This window comes from uncultured Microbulbifer sp. (assembly GCF_947489355.1).
Classification (GTDB): Bacteria; Pseudomonadota; Gammaproteobacteria; order Pseudomonadales; family Cellvibrionaceae; genus Microbulbifer.
Map to the genome: position 1 here is coordinate 380,540 of NZ_CANLDD010000001.1, position 22,385 is coordinate 402,924.

Annotated in this window: 17 protein-coding genes; 10 read left to right on the top strand and 7 right to left on the bottom strand. The window is 56.7% G+C overall.

Annotated elements, in window-relative coordinates; all coding sequences use genetic code 11:
- Positions 1 to 391: 391 nt before the first annotated feature.
- Positions 392 to 1,030: a hypothetical protein gene (locus Q1A48_RS01705; RefSeq protein ID WP_299940301.1), complete on the bottom strand. Its 639-nt coding sequence runs from the start codon at positions 1,028 to 1,030 to the stop codon at positions 392 to 394.
- Positions 1,031 to 1,401: 371 nt separating this feature from the next.
- On the opposite strand from Q1A48_RS01705, the gene Q1A48_RS01710 reads away from it, so the two are divergent.
- The 5 genes from Q1A48_RS01710 (at position 1,402) to Q1A48_RS01730 (ending at position 8,609) form a co-directional block, all read left to right on the top strand.
- Positions 1,402 to 1,557, top strand: a complete 156-nt coding sequence (locus Q1A48_RS01710; RefSeq protein ID WP_299940303.1) for a hypothetical protein — start codon at positions 1,402 to 1,404, stop codon at positions 1,555 to 1,557.
- A gap of 200 nt (positions 1,558 to 1,757) precedes the next feature.
- Positions 1,758 to 2,141, top strand: coding sequence for a hypothetical protein (locus Q1A48_RS01715; RefSeq protein WP_299940306.1), 384 nt, complete (start codon positions 1,758 to 1,760; stop codon positions 2,139 to 2,141).
- 586 nt (positions 2,142 to 2,727) lie between these two features.
- Positions 2,728 to 5,457, top strand: a complete 2,730-nt coding sequence (locus Q1A48_RS01720; RefSeq protein ID WP_299940308.1) for a TonB-dependent receptor — start codon at positions 2,728 to 2,730, stop codon at positions 5,455 to 5,457.
- Positions 5,458 to 5,585: 128 nt separating this feature from the next.
- Positions 5,586 to 6,497 (top strand): BadF/BadG/BcrA/BcrD ATPase family protein, encoded by a 912-nt coding sequence (locus Q1A48_RS01725; RefSeq protein WP_299940311.1) that lies wholly within the window; start codon positions 5,586 to 5,588, stop codon positions 6,495 to 6,497.
- 3 nt (positions 6,498 to 6,500) lie between these two features.
- Positions 6,501 to 8,609: a sodium:solute symporter family protein gene (locus Q1A48_RS01730; protein ID WP_299940313.1), complete on the top strand. Its 2,109-nt coding sequence runs from the start codon at positions 6,501 to 6,503 to the stop codon at positions 8,607 to 8,609.
- Here the strand turns inward: Q1A48_RS01730 and Q1A48_RS01735 are convergent.
- The 5 genes from Q1A48_RS01735 to Q1A48_RS01755 form a co-directional block, all read right to left on the bottom strand.
- Positions 8,499 to 10,442 carry a beta-N-acetylhexosaminidase gene (locus tag Q1A48_RS01735; protein WP_299940315.1) on the bottom strand — a complete coding sequence of 648 codons (1,944 nt, stop codon included), beginning with the start codon at positions 10,440 to 10,442 and terminating at the stop codon, positions 8,499 to 8,501. The genes Q1A48_RS01730 and Q1A48_RS01735 overlap by 111 nt on opposite strands.
- On the bottom strand, positions 10,435 to 11,238 hold the full coding sequence (nagB, locus tag Q1A48_RS01740) for a glucosamine-6-phosphate deaminase (RefSeq protein WP_299940317.1): 804 nt from the start codon (positions 11,236 to 11,238) through the stop codon (positions 10,435 to 10,437). The genes Q1A48_RS01735 and nagB overlap by 8 nt, the downstream gene beginning before the upstream one ends.
- Positions 11,239 to 11,250: 12 nt before the next feature.
- On the bottom strand, positions 11,251 to 12,405 hold the full coding sequence (gene nagA, locus Q1A48_RS01745) for an N-acetylglucosamine-6-phosphate deacetylase (protein ID WP_299940323.1): 1,155 nt from the start codon (positions 12,403 to 12,405) through the stop codon (positions 11,251 to 11,253).
- Positions 12,405 to 13,436: a LacI family DNA-binding transcriptional regulator gene (locus Q1A48_RS01750; protein ID WP_299940326.1), complete on the bottom strand. Its 1,032-nt coding sequence runs from the start codon at positions 13,434 to 13,436 to the stop codon at positions 12,405 to 12,407. Before Q1A48_RS01750 ends, nagA begins: the two co-directional genes overlap by 1 nt.
- A 169-nt stretch (positions 13,437 to 13,605) precedes the next feature.
- Positions 13,606 to 14,160, bottom strand: coding sequence for a gamma carbonic anhydrase family protein (locus Q1A48_RS01755; RefSeq protein WP_299940329.1), 555 nt, complete (start codon positions 14,158 to 14,160; stop codon positions 13,606 to 13,608).
- Positions 14,161 to 14,225: 65 nt separating this feature from the next.
- Here Q1A48_RS01755 and Q1A48_RS01760 point away from each other — a divergent pair, with 65 nt between their 5' ends.
- From Q1A48_RS01760 to Q1A48_RS01770, 3 genes are read left to right on the top strand one after another with little or no spacing between them, the layout of a single operon-like run.
- Complete coding sequence (locus Q1A48_RS01760; RefSeq protein ID WP_299940332.1) at positions 14,226 to 16,274, top strand: M3 family metallopeptidase; 2,049 nt, start codon at positions 14,226 to 14,228, stop codon at positions 16,272 to 16,274.
- Positions 16,275 to 16,309: 35 nt separating this feature from the next.
- Positions 16,310 to 16,588, top strand: a complete 279-nt coding sequence (locus Q1A48_RS01765; protein WP_299940334.1) for a YheV family putative zinc ribbon protein — start codon at positions 16,310 to 16,312, stop codon at positions 16,586 to 16,588.
- Positions 16,585 to 17,412 carry a hypothetical protein gene (locus Q1A48_RS01770; protein WP_299940336.1) on the top strand — a complete coding sequence of 276 codons (828 nt, stop codon included), beginning with the start codon at positions 16,585 to 16,587 and terminating at the stop codon, positions 17,410 to 17,412. Before Q1A48_RS01765 ends, Q1A48_RS01770 begins: the two co-directional genes overlap by 4 nt.
- A 64-nt stretch (positions 17,413 to 17,476) precedes the next feature.
- Here the strand turns inward: Q1A48_RS01770 and Q1A48_RS01775 are convergent, their stop codons facing one another.
- Entirely contained in the window at positions 17,477 to 18,814 is a 1,338-nt protein-coding gene (locus Q1A48_RS01775; RefSeq protein WP_299940338.1) for an MATE family efflux transporter, read from the bottom strand.
- A gap of 845 nt (positions 18,815 to 19,659) precedes the next feature.
- On the opposite strand from Q1A48_RS01775, the gene coxB reads away from it, so the two are divergent.
- Both coxB and ctaD read left to right on the top strand, forming a co-directional pair.
- Positions 19,660 to 20,805 (top strand): cytochrome c oxidase subunit II, encoded by a 1,146-nt coding sequence (gene coxB, locus Q1A48_RS01780; RefSeq protein ID WP_299940340.1) that lies wholly within the window; start codon positions 19,660 to 19,662, stop codon positions 20,803 to 20,805.
- Positions 20,806 to 20,825: 20 nt separating this feature from the next.
- Positions 20,826 to 22,376 (top strand): cytochrome c oxidase subunit I, encoded by a 1,551-nt coding sequence (gene ctaD / locus Q1A48_RS01785; protein ID WP_299940342.1) that lies wholly within the window; start codon positions 20,826 to 20,828, stop codon positions 22,374 to 22,376.
- Positions 22,377 to 22,385 lie beyond the last annotated feature (9 nt).

A 22,385-nucleotide genomic window follows, 5' to 3' on the forward strand; every position in this document is an offset into this window, starting at 1 on the left:
CGCTATACAGCTTGATGCTGTGCTGACTGCCACAGCATTCGAGCGTAGCCTATTGATTTATAAGAATAAGCTCGCCTTGCTGCCCTGAAATCTTCAGAACACAACGGGTGCAGATCTGCTGTGTGAATCAAAGGATGGTACTAGCTGAGCGCCTACCCTGCATTCACTAAAAAGGGGGAAGGAAGAATACCCCACTTTCGATACCGTATGACACATGGTGTCGATTACGAGCGTATAGGGAAGTATTCGCAGCCTGCTGAAAGAGAAGGGTATTCTTTGCTTCTGACCCGGTAGTAAAATCTATTAGTGTTTTATTTTCGTTGGGATAAGCGTCGACGCTGCCAGTCGATCTCCCCCATATCAGTTGAACTTATTGTCTGGAATCGCATGCTCAAAATGGCTCTGCAATTGTAACATTGCTGACAATTTCATAAATTTGAGTACCATGTAGCCCTTCTATTTCTAACCTGAGTTCCTTACATTGACCTCCAGTAGAATGAGCTGCATCAACCAATAAATTAATGTTTCTGTTGCGATCATAGGGATTTCCGATAACCTGCCCAGACTCCAGATCCACACTACCCTTAATTGCTTGCAATTGTTGAGTGCTTAGCAAAGCATTTTTGTTTTCAGTACTTGTACCGATAACTATACCGCTACAACTTACGTTCAGCCGTGCAGAAAAATAAAATTCATTGCTGGGATTAACCCTCGTAAGCTGGCAATTAGGGGGATTTCCAGGAACGGTTCTGTAAGTGCCATCCGGTTTGCGATCGATTATTTGATAGCATTCAAACCCTATATCGTAAAATCCAAATCCCTTTATTTTTGAATCAATATCAAATATCAGAGGCTGCCCTATATCACCTACAACACGAATAGTAGCAATATACTTCCGTCCAACTTTTATAAAAGAATTATGATCTAAAGTATGTCTTATACCACTCACATAAATCGAATTGTCATTTGCAGCAGCATTTACAGTTAAAAATAAACCAAGTAAAGAAATATATAATAATCTGACTTTCATTTTTATTCCCTATTTAGATACCATTCAAAAATCAGGTGGTATAATGCTTTCTCCATGGAATTATATTAAAGGTACGTCAGTCTCATATCCTGACATTGATTTTCATTTTCTTAAGTTTTTTGATTTACTACCACATCATACGATCTGTCATTTCAACAATACTATCGCAGTACTTCCTGAAAAATAAAGTTATATCTGATAAATTTTTCTTCATTTGAAGTACTCATAAATATCAGAGTCAACCACCTGCCGTATAAATGACATTAAATTTCAGAGTAATAACTAACCAGTAGATGGATGTAATCGCTATCGCTGCAACCTCCCCGGTTATACCCTGCTCTAGACAAGCAGTGAAGGTGCCACAAAGGCAGATGGCAAAGCCACGCAGCAAACGGTTTTCCCGGGAGGACCGGGAGCGCGGCTATCCCACACTGATTCGCGATTTGCTGCCCGTCGGACTCCTAGGCCTTGCACAGGTATCGCTGATGGCTGCGTTTATGTCGACCGTGCCCTCCCATATTAACTGAGGTGTCTCCTATATCCAGAATGATTTCTACCAGCAACTGCACAATCCCACAGTCAATGACCAAAAGCTGGCCTGGGTTATGCTGGTGGCCAGGCTGCGGAATCGTTTTATCTGTGGCGCAGGGTGTATCCGCAGGTCACACCGGTTTTGACGCGGTTGCACCGAGGGCTGGATAAGAAAAATAACTAGAGGACCTTGTTTGTGCGGGAATTTCTACGCAACCTCTCCCTGTGTTTCGCCGTGGGCTGTTTTGGTGGTCTCTGCTATGCACTGGGCCTCTGGGCCATGGGACACTACGGATTTACCCATTGGCTGGGGGTGGACCTGGCTCCACGCCTTAACAGCGCCTATTTGTACCAGCGCATTGTGTGGGGCGGCCTCTGTGGCCTGCTGTTGATGCTGCCGTGGCGCAGTGCCTGGCTGTTGCGGGGCACTGCGCTTGCGCCCTGGGCGGCATTGCAGCCTCTGTGCTGCTGCGTCTGCAGGGAAAATAGAAGCGCCAAACACAATGCGGCGGCCGTTTTTGCCTCCGCCAGCGGATGGCAAATCCGCTGTTATCAACCCGGCGCTTGTCCTTTTCAGTGAACCACTGCCGTTTGTTCGGGCTCTTTTTTTTGCAAAGTCTGTTTAGATTGCCCCCCACTCTGGCCAGCAGTCGCGGATAATCCGTGCGCAACAGGTAGTCCCCGAAGAAAACCTGATATCGCCTACCCCACTGCCTGTGTCGCCGCCTGCTTGTGCGCACTTTCTGAACGTAACGGCGCTAAGGCAAGATTTGGTAGCGGTGATCTCTCCGAAGACGCCTTTTCTTCATCCGCGCGATAGCGGACATGCTTGTGGATCGTACACAGACTCTATCCCAACCCGGCAAACCGGCCAGTGACAAAACGGGGCTTTAAATAAGAGATATATCACCTGTAAACAGTGATATTGGTTTAAAAATTCACCAAAAATTCCACCTGCAAAGACGTCCGTGCTGCAATGATGCAGAGCCGATACGGTTCAAATTCGGGGCAGAAAGATACAAACCAGGGCTGCGTTTGGGAAAAGTTTTTCACAAGCTGTTTACAACGTTGTCTCACAGGGCTAATGTGTTCCGACAACGTTGTCATGACCCGAAAGCCTGGTAGCCAACATGGCTTAATAAGAATAACTTTCAGAGGGAATTACCGTGAAAATACTCAGTTCTAACATTCGCAATCTTACCGGTGGCCGAGGCCGCCTCCTGCACAGTTCCCTGGCGGTCCTCGCCCTGTCCGGCGCAGTCGGTACACTCCATGCACAGGAAGCGGCGCTGGAAGAAGTAGTTGTCACCGGCATCCGCGCCAGCATCACGGAATCGGTGAACACCAAGCGCAGCGCCAACGCCATCGTTGACGCCATCACTGCCGAAGACCTGGGCAAGTTCCCGGACAAGAATGTGGCGGATTCCCTGTCCCGAATTACCGGTGTTTCCGTGACCCGCGGCTTCGGTGAGGGTGAAAAAATTGCCGTGCGGGGGACTTCTCCGAACCAGAACCGCACGCTCCTAAATGGTGCCGCCGTGGCCTCCGCCGATTGGTTTATCTTGGACAACCCCTCCCGCGCATTTAACTATACCCTGCTGCCCTCAAGCATCGTATCCGCTTTGGAAGTCTACAAAACCCCCCAGGCGAGTCTCCAGGAAGGCTCCCTGGGGGGAACCGTGATGCTGCGTACCCGGCGGCCCCTCGACATGGCGCAGAACACCGGTGTCATCCAGGTGCAGGGACAGTACTCGGAAACCTCGGAGGAATGGGACCCCAGCATCAGCGCTCTGTACTCCTGGAAAAACGACGCCGAGAATCTGGGTTTTAATATTTCCTTGACCCGGCAGGACCGTACGCTACTGCGTGAAGGCACCGAGGTGTTGGGTTTCGAAAACCAGGATTTCGGTCGCGGCGCCCTGTGGGTGCCGCGGGCGCTCGGCGATGCCTATTTCGAGCAGGACCGTGACCGGGAGACGGTGCTGTTCACCGGCCAGTGGCGCCCCTCGGACAGCGGCCAGTTCACCCTCACCTACCTGGACTCCGGGCTGGATGCAAACAATTCCAACTACAACCGCTACGAGTGGCTGAATGGCAACAACGGCGGCACCATTGATCCCGCCACAGCGGTAGTGACCGGCAGCGGCGTTATCGCCGGTGAAGTGGCCGGCAGCTTCGCCGAATACTATGTGATCGATCGCGTGTCCTACTCTGAGACCGGATCGCTGGATCTGCTCTACGAGCACAACTTCGAGCAACTCTCTTTGCGCGCCCGCCTCGGCCACACCGAGGCCGAGGGCGGTACCTCGCGGGATCGCCACTACGGTTGGGGCGCTCCCCTGGACCGCACCGAATTCAATGGCCTGAGCCATACCCCCTACCTGAACGGCCAGGTTGAAAGCGATGCGCAGTTGGGTACACGCGGGCTTGGCTGGATGCAGGAAAACGCCCGTGTGATGGATGACGATGAAAATTACGCCAGCATCGATATTGACTTTGCCCTCGACACCGGGGTGTTTAACAGCCTCAAGAGCGGCCTGCTGTACCGCGATCACAACAAGGGCCAGATGATGACCCTGACTCGGTTCCACTGGCTCAGTGATGCCATGCACGCTGATGGCACCAATGCCTACAAATCAGGAGATACCGCCGGTTGGGACCGCTGGTTTTCGCCGGAGCCCGAATTCATGGACGGCAATCTGAATGCGGACCTTCTCGGCAACTACACCCGCAACCGTTCAGGAGCACCCTATCCGTTGATGAATATCCATGCGGCGCAGAATGTGATCTTCCCAGCACAGGCTTACGAAAACGCGGTAACGGTACTCAACCTGCCGGAGAATTGGAATGTGGAGGAAGAGATCCTGGCCGCCTATCTGCAGGCGGACTTCGATGGAGAGGGTTTCCGTGGCAACCTCGGCCTGCGCATGGTGCAAACCCGAGTCGGGTCCAGAGGTTACAACCTGCAAGGTGACCCGCTGGCAGCGGCCATTGATATGCTGGGCGGTTACGATTTACTGGTAAAGGCGGTTGACGCAACGACCGAAGATTTCAATATCCACCAGGAAACCCTGGAGCATGACTACACCGAGATTCTGCCGAGTGCCAATGTGGCCTTTGACATCGCCGAAAACCAAGTCCTGCGTCTCTCCGCGGCCCGTGTCATGGCCCGTCCCGACTACATCACCATCGCGAACCAGGAATCCGCCAACCTGGATACCCAGACCGGCCGCCGCGGCAACCCGCAACTGGAGCCGGAAACCGCCAACCAGTTCGATCTGGCCTGGGAGTGGTATTTTGCCGAGGGCGCGGTGCTGGCCGCCACTTACTTCCAGAAGGATATTGCGAACTCGGTGATCAACAGCACCTCGGTGGACTTTCGCTTCGACGAACGCCTTGGCGAGGATATCCCTGTCCTTTTTATTCAGCCGGTTAACGGCAAGGGTGCCAAGGTCTCCGGTATCGAGCTGAGCTACCAACAAAACTTCGGCAACTTCGGTGTCATTGCCAACTACACCTATACCGACGCAAACAGCCGCGATGCGCGTGATTCTGTCAACAATCCCGGCTCCGGCCTGATCCCGGGCCAATCCGAAAACATGGCCAACCTGACTGGCTTTTATGAGAACGACTGGATCAGCGCGCGCCTGGCCTACAATTTCCGCACCCAGTGGTACGACGGTCTGTCCGAATTCGGTTCCGAGGCCTATATCGACGATTACGGTCAGTGGGATGCCAGTATCACCGTCTCTCCCTGGGAAAACTGGGACTTTGTACTGGAGGCGATCAACCTGACCGGAGAGGAACTGGAGTATTACCATATCGACGAGGCCCGCGCAGCCCGCTTGTATGACAATGGTGCGCGTTATCTTCTGGGGGCGAACTACCACTTCTGATCCAACGCATGGGTGCCAGGCACTGAGCCGGCACCCATCGGAAAATCATGGGCAGAGGGTTACTCGGGCCCCTATCTGGTTCGACCGGCGTTTCGAGAGGTATGGCGGTCTTTTTCAGAGGAGTGAACATGCACACCGGGATGGAGACTGAACCCGTTCTTTACCTGGGTATTGACGGCGGAGGCAGCAAGTGCCGGGCACGTGTCACTGGCGCCGGCAGGGAAGGCGTCGGTGTGGCGGGCCCGGCCAATCCCTTCCAAAACCTGACTCAGACCTGTGAATCCATTCAGCAGGCCGCTGAGCTGGCGCTGGCCGATGCTGGCCTGCCGGCGGATGCGCTGGGCAAGCTGGTGGCCGGGGCCGGGCTGGCTGGTGTGAATATTCCCCGTGTGCGTGAGCAGCTGCTGGCCTGGCGGCATCCCTTTTCCGCACTGTACCTGACCGACGATATCCAAATTGCCTTTCTCGGTGCCCATGGCGGAGAGGAGGGCGCGGTGATTGTCGCGGGTACCGGCTCAGTGGGTTACTCCAGCCTGAATGGTGGCCTCAGCATCGGCGCCCACGGTTTTCCCTTTGCTGACAAGGGATCCGGCGCATGGCTGGGGCTGAAAGCACTGGAGGCAGCACTGCTGACACTGGATGACCTCGGCCCTGCCACAGCCCTGCTGCCGGCGCTGGAGGAGGAACTCCAGGCCCGCGGCCTGGATCTGGTGGGTGCCATGGCGGGCGCGGGCCAACAGGACTACGGGCGCCTGGCACCCCGGGTATTGGCGGTCGCTGAAGCGGGGGATGCGGTTGCCGTGGCCATTGTCAGGGAGGGTGTGAATTACCTGGAACAGGTAGCAAAACGTTTTCTGGCCAGAGGCCACAGCCACTTTTGCCTACTGGGGGGCCTGGCGGCCCGCCTGCTGCCCTGGCTGGGGGAAAAGACCTTGCAGTGCCTGCAGCCACCGCGGGGGCAACCCGATGAGGGCGCCCTCCTGTACGCCCGGCAATGCCACGGCGGCGTCATCACACGAGAGAGCGGACGGGGCTGTTAAGAAATGCAACAAAGTGTTTTAAGTGGCATTGACTGGTTCGTTATCCTGCTGTTGCTGGGCTTCTCCCTGGCGATCGGCCTGCTGGTGCGCGATCGCGCGGGCGAGGGGGGCCTGGAGGGTTTTTTTGTTGCCGGGCGCCGTATGCGTTGGTGGTTTTTGGGCACTTCCATCGTCGCCACCACCTTTGCCTCCGATACCCCACTGGCGATCACTGGCTGGATTGCCCAGTACGGCATTGCGGGCAACTGGTTCTGGTGGGGCGGAGCTGCCGGTGCAATCGCGATTACGGTTTTTTTTGCCCGTATCTGGCGCAGCTCCGGTGTGGTCACGGATGCGGAGATCGCCGAGCTGCGCTATGGCGGTAAGCAGGCCGCTGCGCTGCGCACCGTGAAGGCCGGGGTTAACGCCACCTTCGTCAACTGCGTCATTCTCGGCTGGGTCTTCGCGGGCATGGGCAAGATTTCCGAACCCTTTATGGACTGGCAGACCCTGCTGGGCACCGGGCTGTATTCGGCCTTTGCCAATGTGTATCCGGAGGCGCTGCTGTTCCACTCCATCGATAACACCATCACCATTCTGCTGCTGTTACTGGTCACCCTGTTTTATTCCACTCTGGGGGGACTGCGGGCAATCATGCTCACCGATTTGGTGCAGTTCGTACTCGCCATGGGGATGTCGATCCTCATCGCATTCCTGGCGGTTGATCATCTCGGTGGCCTGGAGGCCATGTGGTCTGGCCTGGAACAACAGTACCCGGCAGATTCCGGTGATGCCGGATTCCTGCCAGCGCAGCGGATTGCCTCCTTTGCCCCGGCCTTTGGCGAAGGCGTTGTCGGAGCACTCGGTATCCCCTTCTCGGCCTTTGTGCTGACGTTGGGTGTGATGTGGTGGACCTCCGGCCAGGTAGACGGTTCGGGCTATATCTCCCAGCGTCTTTACAGCGCCGAAGATGGGGATCAGGCCGAGAAAGGCGCCCTGTGGTATGCCTTCGCCAATTTTTTGCTCCGCTCCTGGCCCTGGGCGATCGCAGGGGTGGCCGCTCTGGTGATTTATCCCCGCGTGGAAGTCAACCAGCTAGCGGAGGAATTCACCGTCTGTGCCGCGGATAACCGCCAGTGCACGGTTCAGATGCAGCAGTGCATCAACGATCGCTATCGCTGCGACATACCCGGCTATACCCTGCTCTATACCAGCGAAAAGAACGTCGCGCAGGCCGATGGCGAAACCGTGCAGCAAATGGTTTACCGGGAGGACCGGGAGCGCGGTTATCCCGCGCTGATTCGCGATCTGCTGCCCGCCGGACTCCTGGGGCTGGCGCTGGCATCGCTGATGGCGGCATTCATGTCCACCGTATCCACCCATATCAATTGGGGCGCCTCATACATCGCCAATGATTTCTACAAGCGTTTGCTCGACCCTTCGGCCAGTGACCGCAGGCTGACCTGGGTTAGCCGCTTCGCCACCCTGGGGATTGCCGGTCTCAGTGCCTGGGCCGCCACCTTTGTCGACAATATCGGGGCCATGTGGGAACTCTGGGGCGGCATGATGGCGGGGCTGGGGCTGCCGCACCTGATGCGCTGGTTTTGGTGGCGCGCCAATGCCTGGACTGAGATTTCCGGCATGCTGACCGGGCTGGTCCTGGCCTGCTGGAATTTCCTCGCGGGGCGGGGAAATGGTTTTGCTGCGGACCAGATGTCTATCCTGCCGGGCTGGATGGCGAGCCACCCGATTCACGTGATCTGCTGGATTTCCCTCGCATCGGCACTGGTCTCGGTAATCACAACCCTGCTGACTCCCCCGGTTGAGGAGGCCCGCATCAGGGCATTCGCCGCGCGGGTGAACCCCCTCGGCTTTTGGCGCGGGTACAATGCCGGGCAACAGCCGGTGCGGGGCTTCTGGCTGTCTGCCCTGTGCTGGCTCTTGGGGACCGCCTCCCTGTATGCGGGGATGTTTGGGGTGGGCTACCTGCTGCGACTCGAGCCGATGACCGGCATTGCCCTGTTACTGGTCTGCGCACTGCTGTTGTGGGCGACCCTGCGCGGCTTGTCCCTGGTCGGTGCAAGCCGCGGGGGATTGCAGCGGGCGAAAGGCGATGCCGCGGTCCTCCAGTAGCGGCTCGTGGCGTTTTACCCGCGCGTAAAAGTCGGGCCAGTCCTTGCGCCCAACAGGACTCCAGGCGGTTTCCGCGCTCGCCAGCAGGCGCGGAAACAGCATGTATTCCAGCCTCTCAGCGCTGCTGAGCAGTTCACTCCAGAGTTGTGCCTGCACGCCCAGCAGGTCGCCGGCACTTTCATCCGGTTCAAAGTGGTAACAGGTCTCGAGATCCGCCGTGCCGGCCCAGTGCAGCCCCGGTTCCGCCACAGCGCTGCTCCAGGCCAGGTCGTGATAAGTGTGGGGGGCGGGGCAGGCGATCACCGGGTAGCCAAGCGCGCGCACACGCGCCGTGCTGGCGGGCTGCGTCCAGGCGCAGATGATCGCCGTCTTATCGAGCTTGCAACCCTCTGCGGCCTCTTCCCAGCCGATCAGGGTGCGACCGCTGCGCGCCAGCCGTTGCTGGGCGTAGCAGAGCAGGTGGCCCTGTAGCTGGCGCGCTGTGTGGTAGCCCTCCTGTACCATCAGGGCCTTGCAGGCGGGGGACCCCAGCCATGCGCCTTCGGGTACTTCGTCAGCCCCCATATGCACCCAGGGGCCCGGGAACAGCGCGCACACTTCCGCAAGCACGGTGTCCAGGAAGGTGTAGGTGCCCCGGAGCCCCGGGTTTAGCACATTGTCGCAATAGTACTGTACAGAGCAATAGCTGGAGCTGTCCTCCGTTTCCGCCAGTAGCCCAGGCAGGGCGCGAATGGCTGCCCGTGAGTGCCCGGGGATGTCGATCTCGGGAATCACGGTGATATTCAGGGCTGCCGCATGGGCGACAATATCGCGCACCGCCTGTTGGCTGTAGTAACCGCCGTAGCGCCCCGGGCCGCTGCCGAACTGCGGTTCCAGTACCTCGCCGTGGCCGCGCCAGGCGCCGATATTCGTGAGTGCCGGGTAGGCCCCAATTTCAAGACGCCAGGCCTCGTCGTCGGTGAGATGCCAGTGAAAACGGTTGAGTTTGTAGCTGGCCATGACATCCAGCAACTTGCGAATTTCATCGACACTGTGAAAGTGGCGCGCGCAGTCGAGCATGAATCCCCGGTGACGATAGCGCGGTACATCCTCAATCACACAGCAGGGCAGCTGGGGGCCCAGTGCCAGCAGTTGTACCAGCGATACGGCACCATAGAAAAAGCCCGCGGCATCCGATGCGGAGAGGGTCACGCCCTTTGGACCAATGGCCAGGCGATAAGCCTCCGAGGGGCACTCCCCCAATAACAATCGCAGCGGGGTTACCGCACTGCGATCGCTGCTCGAGCTAGACAGCGGGTGTACTTGGCCGAGGTATCCCAGGGCCAGCTTGCCCAGGTTGTCCTCCTTTGATGCCACCAGGAAAGCCCCGGCAAAGAGCAGTGCGCCTGTGCGGCAATCAAAGTGCCGGGGCGCGGGGATCAATGGACAAACCGGCGTCACTGCGGGCGGGGCCTTCGCAGAGCGCGTCTGATCATTGTGTGGCGAGACCGGGAGGCTATGGGAAACCACCCGGACCTCGGTGACGCCGTTGTCGCCGGCAACGAAAAGTCCTCTGGGCAGGTCGCTTAGACGCTGCAGGCTGCCCGTCGGCAAACGGATAGACACAGTGGAGTCGTTGGGTCTTACAGGGGCAATGACCACATGGCTGCCGACCTGTCGCAGCAACCGGGTGCCCGCTCCCGCCGTTACCGCGTGCGGCAGATCCAGGTGCAGTGTCCAGTTGCGTGGCAACGGCTTGGGACCAGGCACCAGCGAGATGCGCAGGAGCTGGGCATCTCTCTCAACCTCAGCCAGGTGCAGCTTCGCGCCAACCGCCCTGTCAGATTCAGGCATGGCTGCGCGCCTTCAGGCGTGCCAGCAGGGCCTGGTTTTCCGCCTCGATATGACGGAAGAAGTCCGGGTCGGACAAAGCGCCAGCCGCCGCCCGGTCAATAATGACCACGGTTGCGGGGTGCATTTGCAGGGCCGAGGCCGGACACCAGGCGGACACAGGCCCCTCGACCATGGCCTTGATGGCGGAGGCCTTGCTTTCTCCGGTGGCCAGCAGCACCACCAGGCGCGCTTCCATAATCGTACCGATGCCCATGGTAATGGACAGGTGCGGCTGGGGTTCGCCCTCGGCGAAGAATCGGGCGTTGTCGTCGATGGTTTCCCGGGTCAGGGTTTTTACCCGGGTACGGGAAGTCAGGCAGGAGGTGGGTTCATTAAAACCGATATGACCGTTGCGGCCTATTCCCAGCAACTGGATATCGATCCCCCCGGCGGCCCCAATCGCCCGCTCATAGTCAGTGCAGGCACGGATCGGGTCAAGCGCGTTTCCCGGTGGCACATGGGTCCTGGCGGGGTCTATGTCAATATGGGCAAACAGGTGTTTCTGCATGAAATGCCGGTAGCTCTGGGGGTGCTCCGGAGGCAGGTCCATGTACTCGTCGAGATTGAAACTGGTCGCCCTGGCAAAGGAGATTTCCCCGCGCCGATTACTCTCGATCAGTAATCGGTACAGGCTGAACGGCGTAGAGCCCGTCGCCAGCCCCAGCACGGAATCCGGCTTCCGCCATAGCTGGTCGCGAAAGAGATCCGCCCCATAGCTGGCCACACCGGCGGCATCCTCCTGAATGACAACTTTCATAATGTCTTTGTCCTACGGGTTTGGGGGATGGTTGCGGGCATCGCCCGCGAGCCACGTCTTGCGGACCTGCAACCCGCCGTCGAGCCAGGTCAGGTTTGCCGGTACACCTGCGGCCAGCCGGCCCAGGCTGTCCTGCAGGCCGAGAAAACTGGCCGGGTAGAGGGAGGCCATGCGCAGACATTCGGCCAGGGGCAGCCCCACCTCCCGGTGGCAGTAGCGCACCGCATCGGCCAGACCGATAGCACTGCCGGCCAGGCTGCCCTCGCGGTTGACCAGGCGCCCCCCCCGCTCGCGAATGGATTCGCCGTAGATTTCAAATACCGCCTCAGCGGCACCCACGGTCGCCATGGCATCCGACACCAGATACAGGCGCCCCGCCGCTTTGGCACGATGCGCTACCCTGAGGCTGGCCGCATGGACATGGTGGCCGTCGGCGATAATACCGACCCAGCTGTTTTCGTCAGCCAGCGCTGCACCCACCATCCCCGGTTCGCGGGCGGTCAGTGGACTCATTGCATTGTACAGGTGGGTAAAGCCCGAAAGACCCGCCTGGAGTGCTGCCTGCACCTGATCAAAACTGGCCTCACTATGGCCGGCGCAAACGCGAATACCCGCTTCGCTCAGTTGCCGGATCTGTTCCGGGGTACAGCGCTCGGGGGCCAGGGTCAGCAGCAGCGGCAGGCGTCTGGCCTGTTCGCACAACCAGGCGATATCCCCGCAGCTGATTTGGCGAATCATCTCTTTGCAATGAGCGCCGCGCCGCGCGGGGGCGAAGAACGGGCCCTCGATATGCAGGCCCAGTATGCCGGAATGGCCGGCCGCCCGCGCGGCGACCACCGCCTCCACCGCGGCGGCATACACGGCACGGCGATCACTGATCACCGTTGGCAGCAGGGCTGTGGTGCCGCGCCCGCGGTGGGCGCGGGCCATGCACTCGACGGTGGCCAACGCCGGTGCACTATTGAGCATTAGGCCGCCACCCCCATTGACCTGGAGATCGACAAAGCCGGGCACCAGGTAACCCTCTTCCAGCACCTGGGTCTGTACTTTTGTCGGGACCGCATTGCCGGGGAGCAGAGCGCTGACATTGCCGCCCTGCACCAGGACGGCATGGTCTTGCAGCCAAACTTCGCCATCGAAAATCTTTTCGCAGTAGAGTGCAAACATCAGGGTATTACCGCACAGGTTGAATCGCGCACAATCAGTTTGAGGCTAAAGCCGGTGTTGCGCTGCACTGCCTCATCGGTGCAATCCCGTCTTTGCCGACGGATGTCCTCTATCAGCAGGCGCGTGGCTTGGCCCGCAATCGCGGCATTGGGTTGGTGCGCAGTGGTCAGCTTGGGCCAACTCTGGCGTGAAAACGGGCTGTCTTCAAACCCCACGATCGACAGCGCCCGGGGTACGTCAACCCGCTCAATGCGCGCAGCAAACAGGGCACCAGCTGCAATTTCATCGTTACTGGCAAAGATTGCGCTGGGCGGTTTGTGCGACTGCAGCAATTTGTGGGTCCGCTCTGCGCCGGAGTCAAAACTGTACTGGCCCTCAATCACCAGTTGTTCGTCGGCGGGGATATGGTGCTGCTCAAGCGCAACCTTATAACCGTTAAGGCGTTCGACACTGGAGCGGTGCGCCATATCCCCGCCCAAAAAGGCGATATGTCGATGGCCCAGGCCAAGCAGGAACTCGGTGATGTCAAAGGCCGCCTGAAAGTCATCGACGAAAACGCAGGGCCCAAGGTCATCGGGCGCGGCCGACGCGGACAGAATGCGCACAAAGTGCACATTCTGCCTCACCAGCGCTGCAATCAGCTCCGAAGACTCCGAGAAGGGCGGGGTCAGTACCAAACCGGCAATATGACTTGTGCGAACCAGGCGCTCCAGCTTCTCGGCAACCGCACCACCAGAGGCATGCACCGGGTGAATCAGCAGTTCAAACCCCTGTTCGCAACACTCAGAGAGAATGCCGTGCTGCATGTCGATGACATAGTGGCTGTTGGGATTGTCATAGATAAAAGCGATAAAGCTGGCCCCGCCGCGCAATTGCCGGGCGGATATGTTGGGCTGGTAGTCCAGTTCCTTAATCGCCATCCATACCCGCTCCCTGAGTGCCTCGCCCACAGAAAGTTCGCGATTGATTACCCTTGAGACCGTTTTGAAGGACACCCCAGCCAGTTTTGCCACGTCTTTGATGGTCGCCATGCGCTTCGTTCCGCAACGGTTCATTATGTCCCCATTCTAATCACGAAGCAGGGATATGACAACGTTGTCACCCACTTTTAAGGCGCCTGTTCGGCAACGGCGGAAACGAGACAGCGGCACGGGAGGCGGCCCGGCTTGTGTGAGACTGGCTGTTTGTGGGCACAAAGGTTCAGGATCGCCCGTGCATCAGGTACCGGTCCTTCAATTTCACATAATTTTCAGCGGAGTAACGAAAAAAGGCTTTTTCCCCCGCCGTCAGCGCTCGCACCTTCTTGCAGGGGGCGCCCACATAAAGATACCCACTTTGCAGGGTTTTGCCCGGTGGCACCAGCGCACCTGCCGCCAGCACCACGTCGTCCCCGATGATTGCGCCATCGAGCACAATCGCACCAATGCCAACCAGCACCCGACTGCCGAGCGTACAGCCGTGCAGGCAGGCTTTGTGGCCAATGGTGACGTCCTCGCCAATAACCAATGGCCAGCCGTCGGGGTTGAAGGGGCCCGCGTGGGTGATATGCAGCACCGCCCCATCCTGTACACTGGTGCGCGCGCCCACCTGAATCCGGTGCATATCACCGCGCACCACGGCCATGGGCCACACGGAACAATCGTCTCCGAAACAGACATCGCCGATCACCGTCGACTGTGGATCGATATACACCCCTTTGCCAATTTGCGGGGCTTTTTCGCCAACAGCATCGCTGTAGCTGCGCAGTGGGGACATGAACAAGCTCCTGTACAATGAATCCTCTATGATAGCGGTATCCCATTTCGAGCACAGGTTCTTGTATGTCCAATCCACTACTGAGTCTTCCCCAGCTTCCCCCCTTTGACCAACTGCAGCCACAACAGGTGGAAGCGGCGATCTCGGAGCTGATTGCCCGTTGTCGCCAGCAATTGCAGCGGGGTCTCAAGAATCCCGGCTGGGAGAACACGTTAGTCCCCCTGGAGCAGGCACAAGACCAACTCAATCGCGCTTTCTCCCCGGTGAGCCACCTCAACAGTGTGTTGAGCGGCCAGTGGCGCGCCCCTTATGAAGCAGCGCTCGCTCAAGTCACTGCCTACTGGGCCGAGCAGGGACAGAACCAAGACCTGTACGCGGTCTACCAGCAGCTTGCCGGCGCGCCGGAATTTGAAAGCTGGCCACAGCCGCGGAAGCAGTCGGTGGAGCTGGGACTGCGGGATTTTGAGTTGGGCGGTGTCGGTCTACACGGTGAGGCGCGCGAACAGTTTGCGGAAAACTGCCGGCGTCTGGCCCAGCTGTCCAGCCGGTTTGCCAACAATGTGCTGGATGCCACCAATGCCTGGACCTGGCACACCGAGGATGCAGCTGCGCTGGCCGGACTGCCGCAAACCGCGCTGGCGGCTGCACGCAGTGCGGCTAAAAACAAAAACCTGGCGGGCTGGCTGATCACCCTGGAAGGGCCCAGCTACCTGGCAGTCATGACCCATGCGGAGAATCGCGCGTTGCGCCAAGAGGTCCATACCGCATTTGTCAGTCGCGCCTCGGAGGTTGGCCCCAATGGCGGAACCTACGATAACTCCACCCTGATGGAAACCATCCTGTCCCTGCGTACCGAACAGGCCAGACTGCTTGGCATGGCCAACTACGCAGAGCTGTCCCTGGCCAGTAAGATGGCACCGAGCACCGAGCGCGTACTGGAATTTCTCAACGACCTTGCCGGGCGGGCCCAGCCGGCGGCTGAGCGGGAGATGGCAGAGTTGCGGGAATTTGCCGGCACAGCGTACGGGTTAGAGGATATACAGCCCTGGGATATCGCCTGGGTATCGGAAAAGCTCAAACAGCAGCGTTACGCCATCAGCCAGGAAGCGCTGCGCCCCTACTTTCCCTACACAAAGGTTGTCGAGGGCCTCTTTACCCTGGTGGAGAGGCTGTTTGGGATTGCCGTGGAAGCGGACAGCTCGGTTGCCACCTGGCACGAGGATGTACAGTTCTTCTGGCTCCTCAAGGGCGGAGAGCGTATTGCCGGATTCTACCTGGATGCCTTTGCCCGCGAGCAAAAGCGCGGTGGAGCCTGGATGGATACCGTCTGCAGCCGGCGTAAAACCGGGCGGGGGCTGCAGCTGCCGATCGCTTATCTGGTGTGTAACTTCAGCCCCGCCGCGGGGGAGATGCCCTCTCTGCTCACACACTCCGAAGTCACCACCCTGTTCCACGAGTTTGGCCACGGCCTGCACCACATGCTGACAACAATGGATTTGGCCGCGGTCTCAGGCATCAATGGCGTGGCCTGGGACGCTGTGGAAATGCCCAGCCAGTTCCTGGAAAACTGGTGTTGGCAAGCGACTGTGATCCCGATGATCTCTTCCCACTACCAAAGTGGTGAAGCCCTCCCCCAGGCGCTGTTGGATAAAATGCTGGCGGCTAGGAATTTCCAGTCCGCCATGTTTACCCTGCGCCAACTGGAATTTGCCCTGTTTGATTTTCGCCTGCATGCTTGTGCAGAGGCAATGTCTGCTGAGAAAATTCAGCAGCTGTTAAATACAGTACGCTCTGAAGTGGCAGTGGTACCGGTGGCCCGGGAAAATCGTTTCCAGCACGCCTTCAGCCATATTTTTTCCGGAGGCTATGCCGCAGGCTATTACAGCTACAAATGGGCGGAAGTACTCTCTGCCGATGCTTTTTCCCTTTTTGAGGAAAAAGGCATTTTTGATCGCGCCACCGGAGAAAAATTCCTGCACACTATTCTCGAACAGGGCGGCAGCCGCGATGCCCTGACGCTGTTTACCGAGTTTCGCGGCCGGGAGCCAAAAATAGATGCCCTGTTGCGCCACTCCGCCATCGAGGAGCAGGAACAGAGCATCAGCCCGGCCTGAAAAATCCGCAGATCATGTAATAGTAAGCCGTAGTCATGCCAAATAATGATGTTCCGGGAGAAGATAAAAAAGCGCTGAAAAAACGCTTTATTGCCGGTGCGGTCTGTCCGCGTTGCAGTGAAATGGACAGAATCGTAAATTATTGGAGAGGTGGAAAAAATTATCGGGAGTGTGTTTCCTGCGGGTTTGTGGATGAAATCCGCTTGCAATCTGCATCTGCAGAGTTGCAAACCCGGGTAAACAAGACCTGGACCAAAGCGGGGCGTGAGGAAGCAGTAAAATTGATTTTGCCTGGAAAAGAAAATAAAAAGTGAAAAAAATATACCTATTTTCGACCGCGCTGGTACTTGCCACAGTAGTCGGGCTGTACGGCTTGAATCACTATCGTGCAGTTAAAAAAGACCAACAACAGCAAGTTGCCTCTTTGCTCGCCAGTTGTGTCAACCAGGGAATTTTAACCCTTTTTCGCCTGCAGGCGAATGATTGGCGCGCGCGCCCGGATTTTTACCGCCAACAGGAGGAGGCACTTAATACCACAGCACGGCAACTGCCACAGAAAATCCTGCATGGCGAACCCTTTAAAAAATGGAAGTATGCAGTAAAAATCTGCGAGCAGCTGAGCAGAAACAGCAATTTGCAGCATATCACCATATTCAAACCATTGGGAAAATTTTCACCCAGTGAATTTTCAGGACCCCGGCAGCTAAAAAAACGCAAATTTTTGCATAAACGGGAACGCATGATCGGCGCTTTGATGGAGTCTGCCCAGGCGGCCAGCAGGTATCTGCCGGACTTGCGCAGAGATATCAATACACAATTGCAGGAATACGGATTTTCCGACGCTGAGAAGACATATATTTTTCAGAGAATAAATGCTGATGTCCTCGATTTTTATCAACCTGGAAATTTCTCAGCAAAAAAAGCGGAAACCTATCTAGAGCGGATTTCCGCTTTCAATAAGTTGTTGGCAAAAAATCACGGCAAATACACTGTGCGTGGCAACAGCCTGTACTTTTACGATCAAAACCTCAGATCCCAGGTGCTGGATCTCAATCGCGCAATATTACAGGGGGAGGGACCCTTTTTTGCCGATTATACCCAAATCATGGTGCAAAAGCAGATTCCTGTCCAGCCTTGATACAGCCCGAATCCGCGGGTCTGTTGCCCTCGTATGCCCCCGCATAAATAACTTCCGGTGGAATTTATTCTACCCAGGATTTGGTTGCCGTATAGTATTGATAATAACCAGCAAGGCCCAGGGATCGTGCGCTGATCCACAAAAGAAAGCTAAACCAAATACCATGATTGCCCCAGCCTTGTGTGAGCCACCAGCTGGGAAAGAAAACCAAAATAGTCGCGATAAACATGGTGTCGCGCATTTGCCGGCTTCTGCCCGCACCGATAAATACCCCGTCGAGCTGATAACTCCATACCGCCAGAAGCGGCAGGGCGCACAACCACCAGTAGACCCGTTTTGCCTGGTCAATCACGGACTCTATATCGGTAAACAAGGTTAAAATAACCGGTTGCCCCAACACCAATATCGCGGTCAAACCCGCGGCACTGCCCAGAGCCAGGATACCCGCACTGTAAACGGTGGCGTGAAATTCCTTACCCGACTGTTTGGCCACGGCTTCACCGATCAGGGCTTCGGTAGCATGTGCAAAGCCATCCAGAGCGTAGGAGACCATCATCAGCAGCTGCAACAAAATGGCGTTGGCCGCAAGTACAGCGTCTCCCTGGGCTGCACCCTGAGCCGTGAAGAATGTGAAAGTCAGCAGCAGCAAACAGGTACGCACAAACAGATCCGCATTGATTTGCAAAAGCTGTATCCATGGCCTGCGATCAACCCAGGGGAAAAATCCGCGTTTGCGCAGCTGCGCGGCGATAGTGCTCCAAATGGCACCGTCGATCCGACTGAGCAGGCGCAGTCCAAGAATACAAGCAAAGACATCTGCACATACGGTCGCTGCTGCGGCCCCTCTGGCACCGAGCCCGAGGCCCAGAATAAAGAGAAAATCCAGGCCGATATTCAGCAGATTCGCCGCAAGAAGGATATAGAGCGGCGCTCGGCTGTCCTGCCTGCCGATAAAGAAACCCAGAATAGCGAAATTAACCAGTGCTATTGGCGCACTGATCAAGCGAATGTGGAGATAGGCCAGGGCGTGGGGCGTCGCCGTCGGACTTGCGTTCATCCAGCCAACGATGGATTCCACCAGGGAGAAGGCAAAAACCTGCAGCAAAACGCCCAAAAGCAGTGCCATTAACCCTGCGCGCAACAGCCAGTCGGCGCCGCCATCCTGGCTGCGCGCCACCAGCCCCGTAGTGCCCATGCGCAAAAAGCCAAATGCCCACAGCAGCAGGGACATGACACTGGCTCCAATAGCGACACCAGAGAGATATTCCGGCACAGGCAGGTGACCCAGAATCGCTGTATCCACAGCGCCCAGCAGCGGGATTGAGATATTGCTCAAAATCATCGGCCAGGCCAGGTTCCACACCCGGCTCAGGGGTTGTATTTCAGGTTGAGCATGCTGCATCGAGAGAGTTCACTCAAAAGTCGGGTGAGATCGTCCACTGGGGGAGTACGTGTGTGCGGCGCTGGCGCTGTGCCTTTTCCCGGTCACAGACCGGATGGGGAAGTACGCTACCAGGTAAGGCCAGGCAAATCACAGTGTAAAAGCCAAGCGGGTTCGGAACCTAAAACTCCGGCATGTGGCGGTGTCGGAGAGTATCCGGCAAACCGTGCCAGGGGACGAAGCATACCGTTTATGGATCTTTTTTGGCGCACTAAAATTTGGTTTTATCTGTCTTTCATGCCTTTTTATTACCTGAAATATGGGCAAAAAACCAGTATCGCGCTCCCACGCCTTAGCAACATATGTGTACGACTGTTCTCGGGTATTTTTCCTCCAGACAATATTCGCTTTGTGACAGCCGCCCCTTGTATCGGCGTATCCCCGGGAAACTCTGCTCAACCATATGGGACACTGCCTTCGCCTCATCCCCCTATGCAAAATGTCAGGAACATTTTTCATTGCCAGCTCCGATTGACTTTTCGTCGGCAATATGTTCCTTTTGCACCTGCAGTAGCTGCAACAAAAAAAGAAACATAGGTTGTTGGTTGTACCTTCCGGGGTGACGGCATCTGAAGTAAAAATCTTTTGATCAAAATAACAAGTTGCACTGATAGCAGTATCGTGGGGCCTATCCCCACTCAGTGTATGTAGTCTTGTGTTACTACAGTATGTCCACAAATTTTGTGTGGAATTAACCCTGTACCGATCCTCGGCACAGAGGTATTTCAGTTATTCCGTGAGGGCCAGCGGCCAGAAATAAAAATTACGGGTTTCATGAAACCCGCAACCACGGAGATCTGTAGGCGATGTTGAAAGGCTTTCACCGGCTGTTCGCCTTGCTGGCTGCTTCGCTGTCCGCCCACTCTGCACTGGCGGAAGAGGAGACTGTTGAGCGCTGGGGGGTCAATATGCCCCGCGGGGTAACAGAAGTTGCCCAATCCACCTATGAGCTGCACATGTTGATTTTTTGGATTTGTGTGGCCATTGGTGTCCTGGTATTCGCTGTCATGTTTTACAGCATGTGGCGCCACCGCAAGAGCAAAGGTTACCAAGCTGCGCAGTTCCACGAGAGCACTGCGGTAGAACTGGTTTGGACGATCATCCCCACCGTCATCCTGATTCTGATGGCGATTCCGGCAACCCAAACACTGTACGACATCTACGATACCGAAGACGCGGATCTTGAAATCAGGATCACCGGGTACCAGTGGAAATGGCGGTATGATTACCTGGACTCCGAGGTCTCCTTCTTCTCAAACCTTTCCACGCCCAGGGCACAGATCGACAATCAGCTGCCCAAAGGGGCCAACTACCTGCTCGAAGTCGATGAGCCACTGGTAGTGCCGATCCAGAAAAAAATCCGTTTCCTGGTAACCGCCAATGATGTGATCCACGCCTGGTGGGTACCGGATCTGGCCGTCAAACGGGATGCGATACCGGGCTTTATTACCGAGGCCTGGACCCGCATCGAAGAACCGGGCATTTACCGCGGCCAATGTGCGGAGTTGTGTGGCAAGGACCACGGATTTATGCCCATTGTCGTCAAGGCGGTTCCGGAAGAGGAATACACCGCCTGGCTCGACAGCCGCGCAGCCACTGCGGCAAAAACGCGTGAGCTTACGGAAAAAACCTTTACCTTTGATGATTTATTCACTCGGGGTGAAACAGTCTACAACCGCGCCTGCGCTGCGTGTCACCAACCCAACGGACAGGGCGTTCCCGGCGTATTCCCGGCAATTGCCGGGTCCAAAATCGCCACCGGCCCCCTGGACGGCCACTTGGATATTGTGATCAACGGCTCTAAGACAAATCCGGCCATGCAGGCATTTGGGGAACAACTGTCCGAAGTGGATCTCGCCGCAGTGATCACCTACCAACGCAATGCCTTCGGCAACGATATGGGCGACACCATCCAGCCCATTGATATCCTCAACTTCAAAAATAAGCAGTAAGCGCCCGGAGGAAATTCGGAATGGCACACGGTCCTCAAGCTGGATTTAAGCGGTGGGTTTATACCACCAACCACAAGGACATCGGCACCATGTACCTGTGGTTCAGTTTTGCGATGTTTTTCCTCGGCGGCTGTATGGCGCTGATTATTCGCGCAGAGTTATTCGAGCCCGGTTTGCAAATTGTGCAACCGGAGTTCTTTAATCAGATGACGACCATGCATGGCTTGATCATGGTTTTCGGCGCGGTAATGCCCGCTTTTGTGGGGCTTGCCAATTGGATGCTCCCAATGATGATCGGCGCCCCGGATATGGCTCTGCCGCGCATGAATAACTGGAGTTTCTGGATACTGCCCTTTGCCTTTGCCATGCTCGTTTCAACGCTCTTTATGGAAGGGGGGGCGCCCAACTTCGGTTGGACTTTTTATGCGCCCCTGTCCACAGAATATGCGCCCCCCAGTGTGACTTTCTTTATTTTCGCCATCCATATCCTGGGCGCTTCCTCAATTATGGGAGCGATCAACATCATCGCCACCATACTGAATATGCGGGCACCCGGCATGACCCTGATGAAAATGCCGCTGTTTGCCTGGACATGGCTGATCACCGCTTACCTGTTGATTGCCGTTATGCCGGTACTGGCCGGCGTGGTGACCATGATGCTGATGGATATCCACTTTGGCACCAGTTTCTTTAACGCAGCTGGTGGCGGTGATCCGGTGCTTTTCCAGCATGTATTCTGGTTCTTTGGGCACCCCGAGGTTTATATTATGATTTTACCGGCTTTCGGTATTATCTCGGCCATTATCCCCACTTTTGCCCGCAAGCCCCTGTTTGGCTACAGCTCCATGGTGTATGCAACTGCCTCCATCGCTTTTTTAAGCTTTATTGTTTGGGCACACCATATGTTCACGGTTGGTATGCCCATCGCCGGTGAACTTTTCTTCATGTACGCCACCATGTTGATTGCCGTACCCACCGGGGTGAAGATCTTTAATTGGGTTTCCACCATGTTCCGCGGTTCCATGACCTTTGAGACCCCGATGCTCTTTGCCGTGGCCTTTATCATACTATTTGCCATTGGCGGTTTTTCCGGTCTGATGCTCGCAATAGCGCCGGCGGATTTTCAATACCACGATACTTACTTCGTAGTGGCGCACTTCCACTACGTACTTGTCCCCGGGGCAATTTTCTCCATTACCGCAGGAGTCTATTACTGGCTGCCGAAATGGACCGGGCATATGTACAACGAAACCATGGGCAAAGTGCACTTCTGGCTGGCATTCGTCGGCCTGAACCTTACCTTCTTTCCAATGCATTTTGTCGGTCTCGCCGGTATGCCCCGGCGCATCCCTGACTATGCCCTTCAGTTTGCCGATTTTAACCAGATTGCCAGTGTGGGCGCTTTTCTGTTCGGCGCTGCGCAGGTGGTATTCCTGTTTAATGTAGTGCGCACGGTCATGGGTGGCAAAAAAGCATCGGAAGGGGTTTGGGACAACGCCCAGGGGCTAGAGTGGACGGTGCCATCTCCCGCACCCTACCATACTTTCAGTACCCCCCCGGCTGTTCGATAGAAGCCTCGT